Source organism: Psychrobacillus sp. FSL K6-2365, assembly GCF_038003165.1.
Classification (GTDB): domain Bacteria; phylum Bacillota; class Bacilli; order Bacillales_A; family Planococcaceae; genus Psychrobacillus; species Psychrobacillus psychrodurans.
The window spans coordinates 1,547,840-1,569,311 of sequence record NZ_JBBOOO010000001.1 but is presented as its reverse complement, the minus strand read 5'-3'; the positions used below and the strand labels follow the sequence as shown (position 1 = coordinate 1,569,311).

Here is a 21,472-nt window from a genome sequence, read left to right as displayed (position 1 = left end):
GTTGAAAGGGCAAACCCGTTTTTACGTATAGGTGTTTATTTAATATCTAAAAGTTTAGCGGTATCATTCTAAATACTGAATAGGAGAAGTGCTAAGGTTAAACCTAAACCTTATAATTCTTCTGCTATTTCTTTAACAATTTCATCAATCGCAGTGGAAGCTCCAGATTTATTTTGTACTAACACGCTAAAGATGTACGATTGGCCGCTACCTGTTTCTAGATAACCACTCAATGTACTAACACCGGTTAATGACCCGGTTTTTGCATAGACTTTTCCTGCTGTTAATGGATCTTTCAGTCGATTTCTTAAAGTACCTCCTACCATTCGATCTGTATTTGCAGCTACTGGCAAGCTAGTAAAATAGGTAGTAAACCAATCTTCTCGTTGCACTTGATATAACAACTCACTTACCAATAAACTGGAAACCTTATTTTCGTGAGACATTCCTGACCCATCTTCAAATTTCCAATCCGTCATATTTAAGTTAATTGAGTTTCCATAATCTCTAATAGCTTGTAAGCCAGCCTTTGTGCTACCGTGATTATTTTTCACTTTACCCATCGTTTTCACTAAAATATCCGCAATACCATTGTTACTTAGTTTCATATACGGGATTAACAGTTGTTCCAGTGTCATCGATTGCTTCATTGCTACGAGTTGAGCACTATTTGGTGTTGCAGCTTGAAATACTTTTTCTTTTGAATACTCAATTCCTGAATCTACTAAAACTGCCTGGAACATTGTCAATGTATGTGTCGTTGGATGTTTAACAGTCACCCATTCTCTTTTTGTTTTATCGACAGGAAGGTTACCACTAATGACAATCTTGTTTGTTTGATGTAATCTTTCGATCGTTATTGTATTGGCTTTTCCCACTTCCACTGTCTGTGCTTCATTTAATATTTGTAAATCACCATTGTGTGGCGTTACCTTAATGGCCGGTAAGTCTCCAACTACAGTCCCAACTGCTTCTACGATAATCGTACCGGAATCGTAGTCTGTGTTTGGAGAAGTGGTTAAAGCTGAAATAGGTGCAGCGTAATAATAAGACTCGTCCCCAATCCATATTCCCGGTGTTAATAGATCATTATCAAACCATTTGTCATCACCAACAATTCGACCATCAATTTTATGGATACCCTGTGCTTTTAACTCTTCTGCGAACTGTTGTAAGTCTTCTATGGATAAAGTTGGATCACCTTGTCCTTTTAAATAGACATCCCCTTTTAAAACTCCATTCGACACCTTCCCAGAAGTATAAAGGCTAGTATTGAAACGGTAATCCTTTCCCAATATGTCTAAAGCTGCTGCAGTAGTCAAAAGTTTCATATTAGACGCTGGTTTTACAGTTGTAAGACCATTGTAGTCATAAATCGCTTCTCCGGACAAGCGGTCTCTTACAGTAATACTCACATCTGCTCCAGCTAATTTTTCTTCTATAACCCTAGTAATAGAATCGTTTAACGTTTCCTTTAATATTTCTTCTGCTTGAGCAACATTTTGAAAACTGAACATACCCATAACTAATACCCAAGTCATCACCATGGTAATCCATTTTTTCTTCATGATTTTCCTCCTTATTTGAATTTTTTGATTATTACTTAAGTGTATATTCATCAAAAAAAAAATTTATCCTTTACGATTACAAAAAACAGGCTTATCGATCGAGATTAAAAGAATTAATCTAAATAGATAAACCTAAAGTTTTTCAGAAATTATGTCTATTGACCCTGAAAATTTGAACAATATATTATTATTTATAGTTTCATTAAATTTATGTGTGTTAATTCTTTTTAATTTGTTCAGCTCCTGAACACCTAAATAATAATAATAATAATAATAATAATAATAATAATAATCCATGCCTTACACTAGTAACAAAGGATTTAGTGGTTAACTCGATAGAGTTAAATATTAATTTTAGCGAGCAATGTAACAAATAGATTTTCTATCTTTATATAGAAACTGTTTCATTTTTTTGGGGTTGTTGATTCTTATAAGAATAATTACATAATCATTGGATTTTTCTACAAAAAAAGACACTCCGAAAAGGAATGTCTTTTTTAAAACTGACCTTTCACCACCATCTATTGGAAACACAGTTCCAGAGTTCTTTAATTAAAGCATAAGAATTCAATTTGGTAGGAGATGTTTTCCTTAAAGTTGATCAACAGCTTCCTTCAATATTTCATATGAACGTCTTCTTGCTTCTTGATCGTAAATATAAGAAACAGCCATCAATTCATCAACGTGGAATGCTCCTAGGAATGATTTTAATTGGGTACTGATTGCATTTAAATCTCCCTTAAATGTATAAACAGACATTCCACGGACAGCATTTTCTTCTAAATGGTTCCAATGACCATCCATTGTATCTATTGGGGGCTGTAACAAATCCTTTTTACCGCTTACTACATTTAAATAAAAACGATCACTAGATGTTGCAAGCTTTTTAGCTTCCTCATTTGTATCTGCTGCTATCACATTTACACAAACCATCACATATGGTTCTGACAAATACACAGAAGGAACAAACTTATTACGATAAATTTGTATCGCTAGTTCAAATTGTTGAGGGGCAAAATGCGCAGCAAATACATAAGGTAGTCCCAAACGAGCGGCTAACTCTGCGCTTGAAGTACTCGAACCAAGAATGTAAATTGGTACTTTGACACCTACACCAGGAAAAGCACGAACTCCACCTTGCTGATCTAAAGATTTAAAGTAATTTTGCAATTCCACAACATCCTGTGGGAAAGAAAAAGAAGTTTCCTGAGTCGTTCTGCGTAGAGCATGAGCAGTTTGCATATCAGTTCCCGGAGCACGACCCAGTCCTAAATCAAGTCTATTCGGATAGATTGTTTCAAGAGTACCAAACTGCTCTGCAACAACAAGTGGTGCATGATTTGGTAACATAATACCACCTGAACCTACTTTAATAGTTTCTGTTTTTTCCAATACATGACCGATTAAAATAGAAGTAGCAGAACTAATAACAGTCTGCGAATTGTGGTGCTCTGTTAGCCAATATCGATTGTATCCGATCTTTTCCGCATGTTGTGCCAGGCTAACCATATCTTTAAAAGCTTCTTTGTTTGACTGGCCTTCTTTGACAGCCACTAAATCCAAAACTGAAACAGGAATGGGCGTAAGTTTTCTAATCATATTTTTTCTTCCCTTCGTTATTTAAACGTCTCTAATAGATAATAATTCTAGGTAAATATTTGTTCAAGGTATCTGCTTTATAAATGACCGAAACTAAAAATAGACACCTTAGATTGTATAAGTAGAATAATATATCAAGAAAAACGAAAGTAACTTTTTTTAAAATAAAAGAAGCCCCACTACTTTTGCAACAGTGGGACAACTTTATTAAAATTAAGATTCTCTGTGAATTAGGGGGATCTTCAACTTTTCAAAATATATTCTTTCTATTCAACGTTTCATTAGACTCTAGCAATATACATAGCTATAAGTATTGATATTTACCTCACATTACAATAATTATTTTAATACAAGAAAACCTGGAAATATAATTATTTTTTAACCTGTTACTATCTCATAATCTATAACTTTGTCTTCTTCATCAAACCAAATAATTAGGTAAGAGCTATCCATTTGTATGAATCCTAACTCAAGACCAAGCAGGTATTCTATAGCATTCTGTTCGCTGTAAAACGAGTTTTTTTCTGGAACTCCTAATTGCTTTTGGATATCTTTTTTTGTTTGTCCGACTATTTTATTTTCTTGTAAAAAATCATAGACAATATACCTTCTGTCATCAGGATTATTCAACCACTTTTCCGTTGTAAAATTTAGTTTTTCCTCATTCTTCCCTAACATATCTATCAAAAATAAAGGCGGAATGAAACTAAGAATAGCAAAAACCAGTAACAAAGTTCTACCTTTTTGTGCATGCTTAAGATAACTATATTTCCACAAAATTAGTATAAACACTAAAAACAAAAAGAGTGGCACAAGAACTGCAGACAGACTTAATATGCTAAATGTCGCATAAAAAAAAGCTATGAAAGCCGCAAGCCCTAAAAAAAGTAATGAATACAAAATAACGCCTAAGATTAATATAATATCTAATGATTCTTCTTTAGCCAAGTCCTAATCTCTCCTATATTATATTTCCTTAAAATTGCTAGCTTTTATTTTTAAAAATACATTTGGTAGATAGAGAGTATTTGAAAATTCCTCTCCCTGCAACCTATGGATACCCTTAATTCCCACTGAGCCCAGCTAATTAGAAATTATGGAGTTTGCTTATCTCTATACAAATTCCTTTCTTTTCAAAATGCTATGATAAAAACCCTGCACAATATCTCTGAGATCGTATGATTTTTCACTTAGATAAACAAAGTAGCTCCCCTCCTGCGTTCGAATGAGTCCCAAGAATAATCGATCCTCACACCTATTTTCCATATTAACCCACCTCTTGAAGTAACAGTTAGACGAATTGCGCAAAAGAATAGTTTCATTTTACTTTGTATAAAATTTTGAAATAAAAAAAATTCAATAGTTTATGTTAAAATACTAATGGAATAGACCAAGATTAAATAAATGTCGACAAAATTGCAGTGCTTGGCACTGAAAAGGAATGCTTGTATTCGTTTTTTAATTGAGTTCTATAAACATAAAAAAGTTGGCCAAAAGTACAGTGATAATTTTACTTATAAATGAGTCAATTACATAATTACTTGTCTTATTCAAAAATCCGAATATTTACTTCATATTGCAATATATTAAAACCGATTCCGTTGATTGGAGTGGCAGGCGGTGACTCCAACGGGAACAGCGCGAGCTGAAAGCCCCGGAGTAACGTAGTGACGAGGAGATTGAAGCCGTGCTCGCGGAAAGCGTCCGCCAAGAGCGGAAATCAGCATTGTTCGGATTTGACTATATAATATTCTATATGAAATTTATTCAAATATATAAAATGATCAATTATTCACATTTGATGCAACTAAAACTACGTTGTTGTATCTTTCAAAGTTATTGAAGCCTAGGGTAATAGAACTGGGTATATGTGATTAATATAGAAATAGGGGAGATTTTTTGAAGAATTACTTGCCTGGTTTTATCATATCGTTGATTCTATTTATAATCCTAGCTATAGTAAATCAACAAGTTTATAGTAATGTCATGTCTTTAGATTTGCTGATTCCTTTGTTGGTACTTCAAGTTACCTTTTATAAATTTTTTATTGTAGACAAAAAGCGTTTACCGTATTTTATTTTAATTTGTATTTTTTTAATCACTGTTTTATTTTCTTTACCAGAGTTAACTCATAATCAAGCAAAAGAGAAGGTAATTAACAAGTATGAAATGAACATTTTAAAAACAGACACGATTCCGATTGAAAACGACAATATCTGGAATCCTTTCAACCCAAATAGGGCTTACTTTTTTAAAGGATATAGTTCAAATTCAAATAAAGAAGTTTCAGTAATGGTTATACCTAATAACGGTATGATTGTTGTAATAAATCAGTAAGAAAGCGCAAAAATTTCGCATGGGAATAATTATTCTAAACCTCTATTTTTATAATTAAAGCCTAGGAAGATAATGGAGATCTACCCTGGCGATGCAGGTCAATATTTCTAATCTAACTTTATTTAATGTATCTATTCTAATTTAGATAATTTTGGTATTAATTTTAATTCCGACGATCAATTTCGTTCTTTATCTCCTCTTCATGTTCCTTCAGTTCTGCTTTAAAAATTCTTCTAATCACTTCTTTATCACCGAACATTAAAATGAAATCTCCGGCTTGAAGCTCGGTATTTAGTCTTTCCTTTCGGATAACAATTTCTCCCCGCTTTATTGACAAAACATTTATGTCTTCCTCTGAATTTAATTTCTCTATTAGTTTTCCACCAATCATAGTGGAAGAACTGTGGAGAGGAACTTCCACTAAGTAATCATTCTCTTCTGTTAAAAAGACATCTTTTATAGTCATATCTTGAAGATCAAAGTTTCTTTCAAGTTCATGCTCAAATAAGACGGTTAGTTTATTTTTGACTTTACCAACTTTTAAAACAAATAAGAACAAAACCAATGTTCCAGCGACATAACCTATTTTCATAGTGAAAAATTCATCTGACAATATGCTGCTAATTGCAGAAATAATAACCGCTAAAGAAAATGCACCAAAGAGGATTAAAAAAGCACCAAGCCTTCTACGTATGGGGTGATCAATAATTAGTTCTGATTCCCCTGTCGTAAATCCAGTTCCTGTAAGCATGGAGATAACCTGAAATCTGGCAATATTTTTTTTAAGTCCTGTAAAAGTAAACAGGATGGTATTAATTTCTATTACAATTAAAATAATCGTTAAATACACAATAACAAATACATAGCCCATATAGTTCCACCCCTGATTAAAAGTCCTTTAAGTTAATCTTTATTATCCAACAATTTACTAATATATATACTTGGACTTTAAGCTTCACTTTCCCACAAACTGCTTGATTAAAACATTTCACTTAAATAGTTCCCATACCTATATGTCTATTTGTTTCTATTGGTACCCAAAAACAAAGCATGTGTAAATTATGTTAAAATGATTTTTAGCGAGAACAGTAAACTATTTAATGAGGTAGAAAAATGACAAGGAAAATTATAAATCTTTTACCGGGACTATTAGCTTGTATTGCAATTGCAATGTTTGGTATAGCTCTCGGTAGAATATTCCCTAATTTAGGAAGTGGCTTATTTGCGATTTTGATTGGTATATTATTTGGCAATCTAAAAATAGGTTCATATTCTATTTTAAAGTCGGGAGTAAAGTTTTCAGGAAGTAATTTATTATATATTTCTATTGTGCTGTTAGGAGCTACTTTGACTTTCAATTCATTATTGGAAATCGGAATATCAGGACTAACTTTTATTCTCATTCAAATGACAGCGACGATTATGTTTGTTGTTTGGTTAGGAAAAAAACTACGATTCGGCGAGGACTTTGGTTTACTGATGGCTAGTGGAAATGCAGTCTGTGGCTCATCTGCAATTGTGGCAACTGCACCAACCATTCAGGCGAGGGAATCTGACGTTGCCGTTTCTATTACAATTGTTAATCTGCTGGGGACGGTTTTGATGGTCATGTTACCATTGATTATAAGTGTAATTTTTCATGACAATGTATTGCGTTCATCTGCTTTAATAGGTGGAACATTGCAATCTGTTGGACAAGTAGTGGCTAGCGGAAGTATAGTCGGTGAAACAGTTAAGGATCAGGCAGCCGTCTTTAAAATCAGTCGAATTATATTTCTAGTAGGTGTTGTTTTCGTTTTGAAACAAATCAAACTAAAAAAGGTAGAGCAGCCAAAAACAAAGGTCCCATTTCAATGGAATACAATCGTTCCATGGTATGTCGGAGGGTTTTTCATATTATGTTGTATAAATAGTATTCTACATATCCCTGAAATAGCTACTCATTCCATTAAAGGATTCGGAAACTATTTGGAAATAATTGCTTTAGCTGGAATTGGATTGAGTGTTAAAATTAAAGACCTTACCCTAAACGGTTGGAAGTTATCTGCTTATGCCGGTGGAATCGGACTGTTCCAGATTGTATTTGCTCTATTATTGATTTTGCTGTTATTGTAAAATGAGCTTCCTATTGGGAAGAGGATGGGGAGAAGTACTATGAGTTAACTAATAAAGGTTTAACTTAATACAAAAAGAACAATTACAGTTAAAGAATCGATATTCCTTAAAAGATTTATTCCAGCGTCCCTGGAATGGAAATCAATTTTGTGCACAGTAAAAAATACAGCATTTTTCTCACTGAGAAAAATGCTGTATTGGGGTTCTGTCCCAGCCTCTTAGTGCAATTAGTTTAACTGTATGCTAAAGCTTACTTTTTGATTATCTAATATAATAGTTATTGATGAGTCAGATTCAAGATCTGAAACAAATTGTATATGATGAACCAATACATTTGTTTTTATTAAGGAGTCATAACGCTCAATTAATGATTTAGAATCCTCGTTGCAACTTATTGAAAGATTTATATATTTTTCAATTGGATAATTATGCTTTTTACGTGTGTCCTGAATGATACGTATAAAATCACGAATTTGCCCTTCTTCTATTAACTCAGTAGTTAGCTTCGTATTTATAAGTACCTTATAGATTCCATCCTCTAAAAATGCATAACCTTCTTTCATATGGGATTCTGTATTTACATGCTCTTTTAACAATACATAGGATTCATTTGCCAAAACTATTGTTATATTTCCTTCTGATTTTAGTAATTCTTTTTCGGAAACCGTCAAATTCTCCACATACTGTTTCACATCATTCACATTTTTACCAAATACAGCACCAGCTGTTTTGAAGTTTAACTTAAACGAAACTTCTTCTAGCTCTTCCAAATCCGTTACAAAATTTATTTTTTTTATGTTTAGTTCGTCTTGAATAATAGATTCATATTTCTTTAAGTTTTCGTTGGATACTACTGTATAAATGACCATTTCGGCTAGTGGTTGTTTTACTTTCAAGTTATATGAATTTCGGATGCTTCGACCTAACTCCACAATCTTCAATACAGTATTCATATCATCCTCTAATTTTCTATCGATGAAATTACTTTGATGTTTTGGATAGTCCTGAAGATGAACGCTGGCATTTTGTAATTTTAAATGTATGTCCTCTGCGATGTATGGACTAAACGGTGCAACTAATTTACTAACAGTACTTAATACTTGGTATAGAGTATTAAATGCTGCAAGTTTATCGTCAGAAAAACCTGTCGCCCAAAAACGCTGTCTCGATCTACGAACATACCAATTACTTACTTCCTCTACTAATTCAGCAATTTCACGAGTAGCTTGAGTAATTTGATAATCTTCCATAAACTCTGTTACCTTTTGAACTGTACTATTCAGCCTTGAAAGAACCCATCGATCCATTTTTGTTTGTTCACCAGGTTTCGTTCTATCGAAGGTAAACTGATCAATATTTGCATATAGTGAATAAAATTTAAAAATATTATCAAGTGTATCGAGTAGCTTAGAACTAGCTTCTTGTACAATCTTTGACGAAAAACGTTTTGGATTCCATGGAGAACTATCGACTAATAATGACCAGCGTAATGCATCGGCACCATACTGATGCATTAAATCAAGTGGATCTAGTGCATTCCCTTTACTTTTAGACATTTTTTGACCTTGTTCATCTAATACATGTCCGAGTGATAACACATTTTTGTAAGGTGCTTTTCCTGTAAAGAGGGTTGATACAGCAAGCAAACTATAGAAGAATCCTCGAGTTTGATCAATTCCTTCTATTACTACATCTGCAGGGAACTGATCGTTAAATTGTTTATTATCACCAAATGGATAATGGTGCTGTGCAAAAGGCATTGATCCGCTATCAAACCATACATCGATTACTTCAGGCGTACGCAACATTTCCCCACTACATTTTGGACAAGTACAGAGAATTGCATCTATATATGGCTTATGCAACTCTAAGTTTTCAGGCAATGGCTTAGATGCGAGTTTTGCTAAAGATGTAATACTAGTCGGAGCTACTTCATATTCACAGGTTGAACAAATCCAAATGTTTAAAGGGGTTCCCCAGTAACGATTTCGGCTGATATTCCAATCCACCACATTTTCTAAGAAATTCCCAAAACGCCCTTTTTTAATATGGTCAGGATACCAATTTACCGACTCATTATTTTCAACTAGCTGTTCCTTTAATGCTGACATCTTAATGAACCAACTGTCCGTTGCATAATAAAGTAGAGGTGAATCACAACGCCAACAATGAGGATAGCTATGTTCGTATTTCTCCTTATGAAATAATAAGCCGTTATTCGCTAATAACTTAATGATCTCAACGTCACTGTCCTTCACAAATTGGCCAGCTAAATCTGTGACCACTTCTGTATAACACCCTCGTTGATCCACGACATTTACGAAAGTAAGTCCGTTTTGTTGTACTGTTAGATAATCATCCTCACCATATGCAGGGGCAATATGCACTATTCCTGTACCACTCGTTTCTGTTACATAATCCGCTAACACAACAATATGCCCTTTTGTTATATCTATATAATGGAATGGCGGAAGATAAGGAACACCTTCAAATTCGACTCCTGAATGTTCACTTAGGACAATAGCTTTTTCTCCTAACACAGCAGGAACTAATGATTTTGCAAGTATATATATTTCACTTTCTACCTTAGCCCGCACATAGACTAGATTAGGATTCATAGCAAGCGCTACGTTTGCTGGTAGGGTCCAAGGTGTTGTAGTCCAACCAAGAAAGTACTCATCAGCATTTACGAGTTTAAACTTAACCGTAGCAGAGAGATCCTTTACATCTTTATAACCCTGTGCCACTTCATGTGAACTCAAAGATGTTTGTCAGCTAGGACAATAAGGTGATACTCGATGTCCTTTATAAAGCAGTTTATCGTGATGAACCTTACTTAAAATATTCCAAACACTTTCCATATACTCGTTACTTAATGTTAAATATGGGTTATCCATGTCTACCCAATAACCAAGTTCTTCGGTAAAAGAACGCCAAATTTTTTCGTATGTGAATACACTTTCCTTGCACTTCTTAACAAAATCCTCAACACCGTAATTTTCAATATCTTGCTTCCCTGATATTCCTAGCTGCTTCTCTACTCCAAGTTCAACTGGTAAACCATGTGTGTCCCATCCTGCTTTTCGCTCGACTCTAAACCCTTGCATAGTTTTATAGCGAGCTACAACGTCTTTAATCGTTCTTCCTAATGCGTGGCCGACATGCGGTAGGCCATTTGCTGTTGGTGGTCCCTCATAAAAAACAAATGGAGTGTTCTCTTCCCGGTTTTGTACAGACTTTTCAAAAGTTCTATTGCTTTGCCAATACTCTCGAATTCTTTGTTCCCTTTGTACTTTACTTTCTTTTACATCTTGCGCACTCATCACTATTCCTCCTATATATTGTATAAAAGGCATACAAAAAAACCCGTCCCAAGTAAAGGGACGGGGTTAACCGCGATACCACCCTAATTCTATTGAGCCGATCCAATAGCACTTAGCAACGTACAAATCATACGTGTTCTTTTTAACGGTAGACACCCGGATAAGCTTACTAAAATCTTCAGCTCTTCTTCTCAGAGAGGATATTCATGTATAACCTGCACACTGACTTTCACCAAGTTGTCAGCTCTCTGGGGAACAAATCGATACATTACTCTTTCTCTTCAACGAATTTATATGCTTTTATTGAATAGTAATATAGCAAAATTAGAAGATAGTGTCAATTATTTATTGTTCCAAAATATCTTTCACTCGTTGTACATATTCTTCCGTATCATAGGAAAAGTATAACTGACTTGCCAAACGAACAGGATCACCAAAGAAAAAACGTTCATATAGTGTTTGTCGTGTACCAAATGCACTCATAGTTAAATCCCATGCTAATCGGAAAAGTTTGACACGATCCTTTCCAATGTCTTCCCAAGATTGTAAGTAGTGATTTAAATCATTTCTAATAGGCGATTGAAATGCACTTTCGGTTGGGATGGACATTAATCCACTGGCACCTAAGAGCTGAATTATTTCGCTAAAACGCGGATATATGCGTGGAAATACATTCATAGCAATTTGTAATGTGGTGCTGTCTGGTTGCATCCATCCGCCTTTGTCTACTTTGGCCTCTGCTTCTGATTTTAACACCAACGCTTTCATCGTTTCCAAGGCAATAATTATTTCAGTTGCTTTCTCTTGCACATGTTGATATTCTTCAATATTAATTGTTTCAATAATAGATTGGACAATTCCCAATATGAATTCAGTTTTCACAATCTGCCTAGATGCTACTTGATGAAGCGTAAAGGGCAAGAACGAGCTCGACTTCATAAAATTAGTTGATATAAATAAATTGTCATAATAAAATACACGCTCCCAGGGAACTAAAACATCGTCAAATACTACAATACTATCAATTTCTTCGTACTTCGAACTTAATGGATAGTTAAAATTGGAGTCTCCTCCAACAAATGATTCCCTACCGATGAACCTTAAACCTTTTGTATTACAAGGTATGGAAAATGCAAAGCTATTACCTTCTTCTGCTTTCCCCCCTGCTGCAATAACTAATAGTTCATCCGTTATTCCACCTTGTGTCGCAAGTAGTCGTGCACCTTTTATAATGATTCCATCTTTGTTCTTGCCTACTATTTTTGCGGCTATAGGTTCATCTGAACGTTCCACATAAAGTTGTGTGCGATTTACTTGTGGTTCTATAAACGTATGAGTCATAGAGATGTCATTTTCTCTTGCATATTCGTAAAATGATTGTAGATTATCTGGAAAACAATTCTTTTGGTCCCGCAATAAATGAACTGATGAGGCTAATGCCATTAATACTGTGTTCATATAATCCGGACTTCTTCCCATGAGTCCATTATTCGATTTAGCCCATTGCTGTACCATTTCTCGTCTTGCCACTAAATCCTCTTTTGTCTTGGGCTGCAAATATGACATTCCTACCCATTTTTTTGTAGTTGGAGATAAATAAGTTAGAACATTTTTTAAGTCTTTGTCATGCTGAAGATCGTACAATCTAGCCTGACTTTTTATAATTCCTTTAAATGCAGGATGCTCAGAAATGTTCCCTGATACAGGTTTTCCGTCTATCCAAACTTCCGCTTTAAGCTGATCTATCCGATTAATGTACTGCTTGCCTGTTATAGCTGGCATACTTTCACTCCTAATGTATAGGCTGCACTTAGCTCTATAATATTACTTTTAGAGTAGAGTTGTGACTGTATAGGCGGGGATCATTCCGCTGCGCTTTCAGGAGATGGTTTGTGAATTACAAATAACCATGTGGTAAAAAAGTAATATTACAGGATAGCGAGGAAGAAGGTTTAATTCATGGCTATTAGAAAGTCGAAATAGAAATAAGTAATTGTGGGGATATGTTATGACTTCTAAGAAATCAAAAAGAAGTGATTTTCTTATCAAAGCAGATACAATGGAAGAACTTGTACGCAAATGTGAAGTTGACTTGGAGGACTTCAAGCAACTATTAAACTAAAAATTACTGAAAAAGCTACAAATGAGGATTGTGGTCGAGGAAACTCTGCTTATGATCTAATATAAATATTGACTGATTTAAATAACTAGAAACCCTTTTACAATTAGGATTTCTAGTTTTGTTTTCAATTCTATAATATTATTAAATTTACATTTTAATTGAGTCAATTTCATAATTACTTGTATTATTTAAAAGTACGAATGTTTACATAATATTGCAATAAATTATTCGTTTTTAGGGAAAGTTGATCCCGTCGATTGGAGTGGCAGCCGGCGACTCCAGCGGGAACAGCACGAGCTGAAAGCCCCGCAGGAACGTAGTGACGAGGAGATTGAAGCCGTGCCCGCGGAAAGCGTCCGCCTAGAACGGAAATCAGCATTGTTCGGGTTTAACTAAATAATATTTTTTATGAAATTGACTCAATTGATATTCTATTTCCCTTAAAGTGTTCCACCAGATCCACCGTCGATATTTACGGCTGTTCCAGTTACATAGGAAGCAGCATCGGATACTAGAAAAGTAATGACATTTGCTGCTTCAGTTGTTTCACCAATTCGTTGAAGTGGAATCGTAGGACCTACTACATTTCTAGAATATTCTTCCCAAGTAAGTTCTGGAGCATCCTTTTTCCATTTTAATTCGATTTGATTACTTCTGATAAGTCCAATGCAAACTGTATTTACCCGAATATTGTCTTTGCCTAAGTCTTTACTCATAGCTTTAGTCAAAGCCATACCAGCTGCTCGACTAACTGTCGTTGGTAAAGAACTTGCAGGTGGTGTTTTCCCTAAAACTGCTGTTACGTTTACAATAGCTCCTCCGCCTACTTCTCTCATATAGGGAATTGCAGCTTTTGAGGTATGTATTGCTCCAAATAATTTTAAGTCTAAATCTGTTTGCCATAAATCTGTATCCACTGAATCGAAAGGATTGGCAGATGAAGTACCCGCATTATTAACTAAAATATCAATTCGACCATAATGACTAATTGTTTTTTGAATGACTTCTTTACAAGCTTCCTCTTTTGTAATGTCAGCAGGAACAATTAATACGTCTGCTCCTGTTTCAGTTTTAATAAATGCCGCTGCCTCTTTTAATTTTTCTTTTCCTCTTGCACATAATACTACACTTGCTCCCTCTTGCACTAATTGCAAAGCTGTTTGTAAACCTATACCTTTACTTGAACCAGTAACTATTGCTACTTTTCCTGTTAATCCTAATTCCATTATGTTGCCCCCTTGATTTCAGTATCCTGTTCATCTTTCATTATATTACAAGTTTATCATTTTTCAGAATTATTACTCTCATTATATATATAAACAGACTACATGAAAGAATATATGTACTGATGAAGAAATACAACTTCCTTAAAACCTAAATTATGTTGTATTCGATAATGTTTTAATAAACATGGCTCTTCATAGAATTATTTTCAACGAAAGACTCATCCTAAACAAAAGGAAAGGAGTTTAATCATGCAGAAAATAGTTATTGCACTTGGAATTATTACTTCTACCCAATTAGTTCCAGCACATATACAGTCGATTGCACCTACACAACAGGAAATACCAGCTTATGCTAAGTGGGGACAGCTAGCTATGAAAGAAGCACAATCCAAATATCCGAATGCAAGTATTATTGACTACCTACATGAAGGAAAGGAAACTAAAGAAAGTTCTACAATTGAAAAATTTAAGTTATGGTTAAAAGATAGTGGTAAGGAATTTGGAGTATCTGTAATGATTGAATATATTACTGATACTGATGAGCTTGTTAATATTCAAATACAAGAAAATTAGAATTTATTTTCAACATTTTTTACTTACTATTTTAAAAATATTGTAAGGAAAATCATAAGTAAACCAACCAATGACCTGTTGAGTTGGTCATTGGCTTTCTATATTATTATTGCTCTTTTTACATTATCTTCAAAAGATTTGCCATCTCAATTGCTGATATAGCAGCATCGTATCCTTTATTCCCTACTTTTGTACCCGCTCGTTCAATAGCCTGTTCAATGGATTCAGTTGTAACAATACCGAAAATAACTGGTACTCCAGTTTGTAAACCTACTTGAGCGATTCCTTTTGCAGCCTCATTACATACATAGTCATAGTGTGTAGTAGCTCCACGAATTACTGTTCCAAGACCAATAACAGCATTATAATTATGTGATTCAGCCATTTTTTTTGCAATAAACGGTACTTCAAATACACCTGGAACCCATGCGACTTCTATATTTTCTTCCTTTACCCCGTGACGTTTCAATCCATCTATTGCGCCATCAACAAGCTTTGCATTTATAAAATCATTAAAACGCCCTACGACAATACCTATTTTCAAATCTGTTCCGATTAAATTTGCTTCTATTGTTTTTACCATCTTATTCTCTCCTTAGCTAACTTTATTATTTGTTAAGTAATTTGATAATTCTTCAATTGTTACAATCTTCACTTGAAATTGTTGGGCAAATTCCAGTAAATCTGGTAAGCGTGCCATTGTCCCATCTTCGTTCATAATTTCACAAATTACACCAGCTTTTGACGATGCACAGAGTATTCCAAAATCCACGGCAGCTTCTGTATGTCCTCGTCTTTCTAATACACCACCTGGTTTTGCAATAAGAGGAAAGACATGTCCAGGTCGCTTAAATTGTAGTGCTCTAGCTTGTGGATTAATCACTTGCAACATTGTTTTAGATCGATCGAAAGCACTAATCCCTGTTGATGTCGTCTCATGATCAATCGACACAGTGAATGCAGTTTGATGAAAATCTGTATTGTCAGAAACCATCGGATGCAATTGCAATTCCTGGGCAATTTCTTCATGAATAGGCATACAAATCAACCCCCGACCATATTTGGCCATGAAATTAATATTTTCTGGTGTAGCAAATTCTGCTAAGCAAAGAAAATCCCCTTCGTTCTCGCGGTTTTCATCATCTATTAAAATAATGATCTTACCTTGTTTTAAATCCGTTATTGCTTCTTCTATCGTATTTAGCATGTTATTATCTCCTTAAAAACCGTTCTGCTTTAGAAAATCTTGTGTAATAGTTGATTCCTTTTTATTTTTAACATATTGATACATATACTTTCCTAGCATGTCACATTCAATATTGACTAGTTCACGCTCTTTCTTCATCCCTAACACTGTCTCTTTGTTTGTATGGGGAATTAGTGAAATAGTTATTGTCGACTTAGTTATTTCAAAAATAGTTAAACTTGTACCATCTACGGTAATAGATCCTTTGGGAATACAAAAGTGACTTACATCTTCTGGTACAGTAATATCAATATAAACTGCATTTGCAGTAGGTCGTTTCTTCAATATCGTACCTACTCCGTCGACATGTCCGGAAACGAAATGTCCACCAAAACGGCCATTTGCGCCCATTGCTCGTTCTAGGTTAACAGCTGAACCATTTTTTAATAAATTGGTTGTAGTCGCATGAAATGTTTCTGGCATTACATCTACTGTAAATTCAGTTTGAGAAAATGTGATTACAGTTAAACAAACACCATTTACTGAAATGCTATCGCCCAATTTTATATCTTCTAAAATTCTGTCAGCTTGGATAGAAAGTTGCATACTGCTAGCACTTTTTTGAATGTTTTTTACAATACCTTGCTCTTCTACAATTCCTGTAAACATTGTATCCTCCTTTACTAATATGTTTTGAGGAGAAATCAGAAGCTTCTTAAAAACAAAAAACTCCGCCCACAAAGGTGACAGAGGAAAATTAGGTAGATTCAAACAAGCCTTTTGTCAATATTTCTCAAAAAGCATCGAACTACTCCTTCTCCCATCCAGACTATAACTGTCGGCTTTGGATTCACACCAAATCATGCTTTTTACGGCTCACAGGCTTCAAGATTGCTCTCTTACTGTCGATTGGGACTTTCACCCGACCCCGAAGGATAATTATTTAATTTTGAAAAGCGCTAGCTCCTATGTCAGCCTAGACAACCGCATAATAATTGCAATAAAGGCTACCTTTGCCTTTATTGCCCAGACTGAAACGACATGAGGAGCTATTCGTTGTAACTAGACATAAAAAAACACATCCAGAATTCATTGGATGCGAGAGAAGTCGTACTTTAATAAGCCCTTTTATATCGTTTTTTAGTATAACTAAAAAACCTATACAATAGGCACTTATTCCTTCTCCCATCCAGACTATAACTGTCGGCTTTGGATTCACACCAAATCATGCGTTTTACGGCTCACAGGCTTCAAGATTGCTCTCTTACTGTCGATTGGGACTTTCACCCGACCCCGAAGGATAAATTATTTAATTGGTCTAAGAATAACAAGTCCTTAAATTTTTTGCAAGTTATTCCGATTACAAACTCCTAACAAAAATTAAATCAGAAATCTAAAAGTACGTCCACGTTAACCTTTACAATTGCAATGATTGCCTATTTCAGCCTGAACTAGTCTGTCTTGAGTTTATTGTTTTGAACACCTCTTCTTTTTAAATAGATATACAAATATGTTTACAACTTATAGAAGTTCTATATCTTTCAAATAATCATAAAATACATAGATTCTAAAATATAAAATAAGGGGAAATGGAAATGTATGCTGTTCATTTTATGGAGAAAAATATAATTGTTTTAACTCAAGTATTGAGAGATATCCCTGCGGTCGAAGACAATCTAAAAATTAAAGGCCGAAAAGGTAAAGTGATTAGTGTCCAAGAAACCGAAGAAAATGGCATCCATGTACAAGTTGAATTTGAACAGATTGTAGATAAAAATAAAGCTGCTACAAAAGAACTTGGGAAGAAAAAACGAAAATAATTTTTTTATAATAAATACCCGTTAAATGACGATAGTTACTCATTTAACGGGTTTATTGTATTAGTGAATATCACGTTTTTTGAAGCTACCGCCTCTTACTTCTGCCACATCTGTGATCACAACAAAAGCACTTGTGTCCAATTCTTTAATAATCGTCATTAATTTGTTTTCTTCCATACGAGTAATTACACATGTAACAATATCCATTGTTTCATTTGAAAAACCGCCACGTCCACTTGAATATGTAACACCACGACCTAAACGATCTTGAATTGCAGAGCCAATCTTCTCAGATTGTTTACTAACAATACGCACAGATTTAGACTTTTCAAGACCAACTTGAATTACATCAATTACGATTTTAGCTATGTAATAAGTAGTAGCTGAATAAAGTGCACTTTCTAAACCATATATAAAACCTGCACCTACAAAAATAAACGCATTGATAAGTAAAATGATATCTCCTACTGAAAACGGTACTTTTCGAGATACAAGGACTGCTAAAACTTCTGCTCCATCAAGAGCTCCACCGTTTCGAAGGACAACCCCAATACCAACACCTAGCATTACTCCCCCAGATATTACTACTAATAAAGGATCCTTTGCACTTAAAATTGGCTCGATATGATGCAGTAAAACTGTAGAAATAGATAGTGATGCTATTCCAACAATACTCATTATTGCAAAGGTTTTACCGACTTGTTTATATCCTAAATATACAAATGGAATGTTTAATACAAATAGTAATACGCCAAGAGGAATATTAAATAAATATGTTCCCATGATACTAACGCCTGTTACCCCACCGTCAATAACTGAGTTTGGTATTAATACAGCTTCAAGTGCATAACCCGCAATAGCTGCTCCTATTACGATCAAAATTATTCGTCGGGTTGTATCCGCTACTTTGTTCGTCTGCATACGCTTTTAAAACTCCTTTTTCTAAAAATTGAACCTAACTAGATTACTCTTTAATTTTAAAGATAAAAAAGCTATGTTACAAGTTAGAGTTCCTATAATTATCCCTTTCTGAATTATATAGTGTTTGTTATATTCATTTTGCTATACTCTGCTTGAACATTCGCTTAAAGGGTATAGTAAAACGATTATACTTTTTATATTGGAGAGGAGATTGTAAATGAATTACGAACAAATTACAGTTGCCGGTAGTGGAGTTTTGGGAAGTCAAATAGCTTTTCAAACGGCATTTAAAGGTTTTCAAGTTGCAGTATATGATATTAATGATGAGGCTCTTGACAATGCAAAAAATAGAATGATGAATTTAAAATTACGTTATAAAGAAGATTTAGGAGCTACTGACGGAGAAGTTAACGAAGCATATAATCGTATTTCTTTCTACACTGATTTAGAAAAAGCTGTAATTGAAGCGGATCTCGTAATCGAAGCAATCCCTGAAGTTGTACCAATAAAAAATAATTTCTATAAGGACTTAAGCAAAGTTGCACCACAAAAGACAATTTTTGCAACTAACTCTTCTACATTACTACCTAGCCAATTTGCCGAAGAAACAGGTCGACCAGGAAAATTTCTAGCATTACACTTTGCCAATGAAATTTGGATGAACAATACAGCCGAAATTATGAAACATCCTGGGACAGAGAACCAAGTTTTTAATGATGTGATTAAATTTGCCAAAGCTATCGGGATGGTAGCTTTACCATTACAAAAAGAACAGCCAGGATATATATTGAATTCCCTTCTAGTTCCTTTTTTAGAAGCTGCACAACAATTATTAATAAATGACGTTGCTGATCCTGAAACTATCGATAAAACTTGGATGATTGCAACGGGCTCTCCAAAAGGTCCATTTGCTATTCTGGATATCGTTGGAATTAATACCGCATACAATATTGCCAATGCAAAAGGACAATCTGGCAACGATCATTTCATTAAATTGGCCAATATCTTAAAAACAGATTATATCGATAAAGGCAAAACTGGCAGAGAAGCTGGAGAAGGATTCTACAAATATCCAAACCCCAATTATTTGAAACCTGATTTTTTATCCTAATTATTAGTAAAAGCCTGTAAACTTAGAATGTTTACAGGCTTGTTTTAACTTTTTTTAAGTACCGCAAAACGTTTTATACGGTCTTGAGGTATCAGGGGGTAGTGAAGTATAATCCATATGATCAGAACTATAATCGTATGGTTTAGAAATTACTTTAAGAAGGCTCTTTAGCACACTATAATCTTGATTATTCACTGCTGCTTCAATTGCATCTTCTACCCGATGATTTCTTGGAATGACTGCTGGATTACTTTTCTGCATCAGCTGCTGGATAAATTCTTTAGACACATCTTGTTTTTCAACTCTAGCTAGCCACTTCTCATACCATTGGTCAAAATCTTTTTTACCAAACAAAACAGTTTCCTCTAACTTATCAAGAGTCATCAATCGGAATGTATTAGTATAGTCTGCTCTGTATTTCTCCATAAGTTGAAGCAAGTTATCAATTAACGAAAGGTCCTCTTCTTCTATATTAAAAATACCTAGCTTATTCCCCATTCCCGTCAACCAGTAAGTCTCATATTTTTCCGGAAATGCCCCTATTTTTTCTGTTGCAAGTTTGACTGCTTCTTCCTCATCTTCATGAATAAGTGGTAATAAACTTTCTGCCAGCCTTGCTAAATTCCAAGCGGCAATATTCGGTTGATTTTCATAAGCATACCGACCATGAGTATCGATTGAGCTAAATACTGTTTTCGAATCAAAAGTATCCATGAAAGCACAAGGACCATAATCGATTGTTTCACCACTTATTGTCATATTATCCGTGTTCATCACTCCATGAATAAAGCCAACAAGTTGCCATTTCGCAATTAAAGCTGCCTGATGCTCAATCACTTCCTGGAGTAATAATAGATAACGATTTTCTTTATCCAATAGTATCGGATAATGTCTCTCTATTGCATAATCTGCCAAGTCTTTTAAATCGTTTATACTTCCCCATTTTGCAGCAAATTGAAAAGTACCTACACGTAAATGACTAGAAGCTATTCGCGTCATTACAGCTCCTGGTCCAACAGTTTCCCGCATAATATCCTCACCTGTAGTGACTACAGAAAGGCTACGAGTCGTTGGAATACCAAGTGCATGCATAGATTCACTAATAATATATTCACGAAGCATTGGTCCAAGTCCTGCTCTTCCATCTCCTCCACGAGAATATGGTGTTCTACCTGAACCCTTCAACTGGATATCAACTAGTTCTCCCGAAGGCTTAATATGTTCACCGAGCAGCAGAGCTCTACCGTCCCCTAACATAGTAAAATGTCCAAATTGATGCCCAGCATAGGCCTGTGCTAAAGGTATCCCACCTTCTATTGTGCGATTGCCAGCCAGTTCTTCAATACCTTGTCTACTTTCTAAAGCTTTAGGATCTAGTCCTAACGTAGTTGCTAATTCTCCATTTAAGACAACAATTTTGGGGTTGCTAACAGGATTTACGTTAATAACTGTATACATTAATTCCGGCAGATTGGTATAAGTATTTTCCAAGTTCCATCCTACATTTATATTAGCTTCTGTCATCGAATCTTCCTTTCCTTAATTGATAAAACAATACTAGATACTTATTT

The 21,472-nt window shown here is 34.7% G+C and carries 15 protein-coding genes, 2 pseudogenes, 2 riboswitches and 1 other annotated feature; of the genes and pseudogenes, 5 read left to right on the top strand and 12 right to left on the bottom strand.

Annotation, left to right across the window (positions count from 1 at the left end; genetic code table 11):
* Positions 1–110 precede the first annotated feature (110 nt).
* The 3 genes from dacB to MKY29_RS07420 form a co-directional block, all read right to left on the bottom strand.
* Positions 111–1,568: a D-alanyl-D-alanine carboxypeptidase/D-alanyl-D-alanine endopeptidase gene (gene dacB / locus MKY29_RS07430; RefSeq protein ID WP_340879418.1), complete on the bottom strand. Its 1,458-nt coding sequence runs from the start codon at positions 1,566–1,568 to the stop codon at positions 111–113.
* A 591-nt stretch (positions 1,569–2,159) separates the two neighbouring features.
* Positions 2,160–3,167, bottom strand: coding sequence for an LLM class flavin-dependent oxidoreductase (locus MKY29_RS07425; RefSeq protein ID WP_090562306.1), 1,008 nt, complete (start codon positions 3,165–3,167; stop codon positions 2,160–2,162).
* Positions 3,168–3,545: 378 nt separating this feature from the next.
* Positions 3,546–4,115: a hypothetical protein gene (locus tag MKY29_RS07420; protein WP_241595770.1), complete on the bottom strand. Its 570-nt coding sequence runs from the start codon at positions 4,113–4,115 to the stop codon at positions 3,546–3,548.
* Positions 4,116–5,153: 1,038 nt separating this feature from the next.
* Here MKY29_RS07420 and MKY29_RS07415 point away from each other — a divergent pair.
* Positions 5,154–5,504, top strand: a complete 351-nt coding sequence (locus MKY29_RS07415) for a hypothetical protein (protein WP_340879417.1) — start codon at positions 5,154–5,156, stop codon at positions 5,502–5,504.
* 163 nt (positions 5,505–5,667) lie between these two features.
* Here MKY29_RS07415 and MKY29_RS07410 read toward each other — a convergent pair whose 3' ends face one another.
* The gene (locus MKY29_RS07410) at positions 5,668–6,375 is read right to left on the bottom strand and encodes a TrkA C-terminal domain-containing protein (protein WP_093494525.1); all 708 of its coding nucleotides are present in this window, start codon (positions 6,373–6,375) and stop codon (positions 5,668–5,670) included.
* A 242-nt stretch (positions 6,376–6,617) separates the two neighbouring features.
* Here MKY29_RS07410 and MKY29_RS07405 point away from each other — a divergent pair, with 242 nt between their 5' ends.
* Positions 6,618–7,619, top strand: a complete 1,002-nt coding sequence (locus MKY29_RS07405; RefSeq protein ID WP_340879416.1) for a YeiH family protein — start codon at positions 6,618–6,620, stop codon at positions 7,617–7,619.
* Between the two features lie 227 nt (positions 7,620–7,846).
* On the opposite strand, the pseudogene ileS reads toward MKY29_RS07405, so the two are convergent.
* The 3 genes and pseudogenes from ileS to MKY29_RS07390 form a co-directional block, all read right to left on the bottom strand.
* Positions 7,847–10,942 (bottom strand): annotated as a pseudogene (gene ileS, locus MKY29_RS07400) (isoleucine--tRNA ligase).
* Between the two features lie 53 nt (positions 10,943–10,995).
* Positions 10,996–11,236: a binding site (T-box leader), on the bottom strand.
* Positions 11,237–11,287: 51 nt separating this feature from the next.
* Entirely contained in the window at positions 11,288–12,724 is a 1,437-nt protein-coding gene (hpaB, locus tag MKY29_RS07395; protein ID WP_340879415.1) for a 4-hydroxyphenylacetate 3-monooxygenase, oxygenase component, read from the bottom strand.
* 780 nt (positions 12,725–13,504) lie between these two features.
* Entirely contained in the window at positions 13,505–14,290 is a 786-nt protein-coding gene (locus tag MKY29_RS07390; RefSeq protein WP_340879414.1) for an SDR family NAD(P)-dependent oxidoreductase, read from the bottom strand.
* Positions 14,291–14,539: 249 nt separating this feature from the next.
* Here MKY29_RS07390 and MKY29_RS07385 point away from each other — a divergent pair, with 249 nt between their 5' ends.
* Positions 14,540–14,863, top strand: coding sequence for a DUF3889 domain-containing protein (locus MKY29_RS07385; protein ID WP_340879413.1), 324 nt, complete (start codon positions 14,540–14,542; stop codon positions 14,861–14,863).
* Positions 14,864–14,981: 118 nt separating this feature from the next.
* Here MKY29_RS07385 and ribH read toward each other — a convergent pair whose 3' ends face one another.
* The 3 genes and pseudogenes from ribH to ribE all read right to left on the bottom strand — a co-directional run bounded on the left by ribH (position 14,982) and on the right by ribE (position 16,718).
* Positions 14,982–15,446 carry a 6,7-dimethyl-8-ribityllumazine synthase gene (ribH, locus tag MKY29_RS07380; RefSeq protein WP_093494516.1) on the bottom strand — a complete coding sequence of 155 codons (465 nt, stop codon included), beginning with the start codon at positions 15,444–15,446 and terminating at the stop codon, positions 14,982–14,984.
* A 36-nt stretch (positions 15,447–15,482) separates the two neighbouring features.
* Positions 15,483–16,070: pseudogene (gene ribB, locus MKY29_RS07375) on the bottom strand (3,4-dihydroxy-2-butanone-4-phosphate synthase); the annotation flags it as partial.
* A 12-nt stretch (positions 16,071–16,082) separates the two neighbouring features.
* On the bottom strand, positions 16,083–16,718 hold the full coding sequence (gene ribE, locus MKY29_RS07370; protein WP_340879412.1) for a riboflavin synthase: 636 nt from the start codon (positions 16,716–16,718) through the stop codon (positions 16,083–16,085).
* A gap of 139 nt (positions 16,719–16,857) precedes the next feature.
* Positions 16,858–16,989: riboswitch (FMN riboswitch) on the bottom strand.
* 233 nt (positions 16,990–17,222) lie between these two features.
* A riboswitch (FMN riboswitch) is annotated at positions 17,223–17,354 on the bottom strand.
* Between the two features lie 290 nt (positions 17,355–17,644).
* Here ribE and MKY29_RS07365 point away from each other — a divergent pair.
* A complete protein-coding gene (locus MKY29_RS07365) occupies positions 17,645–17,869 on the top strand; it encodes a hypothetical protein (RefSeq protein WP_090562342.1) in 225 nt (74 codons plus the stop codon).
* Positions 17,870–17,929: 60 nt separating this feature from the next.
* Here MKY29_RS07365 and MKY29_RS07360 read toward each other — a convergent pair whose 3' ends face one another.
* Entirely contained in the window at positions 17,930–18,790 is an 861-nt protein-coding gene (locus MKY29_RS07360) for a YitT family protein (RefSeq protein ID WP_093494514.1), read from the bottom strand.
* 217 nt (positions 18,791–19,007) lie between these two features.
* On the opposite strand from MKY29_RS07360, the gene MKY29_RS07355 reads away from it, so the two are divergent.
* Positions 19,008–19,901, top strand: coding sequence for a 3-hydroxyacyl-CoA dehydrogenase (locus MKY29_RS07355; RefSeq protein ID WP_340879411.1), 894 nt, complete (start codon positions 19,008–19,010; stop codon positions 19,899–19,901).
* A gap of 54 nt (positions 19,902–19,955) precedes the next feature.
* On the opposite strand, the gene MKY29_RS07350 is transcribed toward MKY29_RS07355, so the two are convergent.
* Positions 19,956–21,425, bottom strand: coding sequence for a protein adenylyltransferase SelO (locus tag MKY29_RS07350; protein ID WP_093494512.1), 1,470 nt, complete (start codon positions 21,423–21,425; stop codon positions 19,956–19,958).
* Positions 21,426–21,472 lie beyond the last annotated feature (47 nt).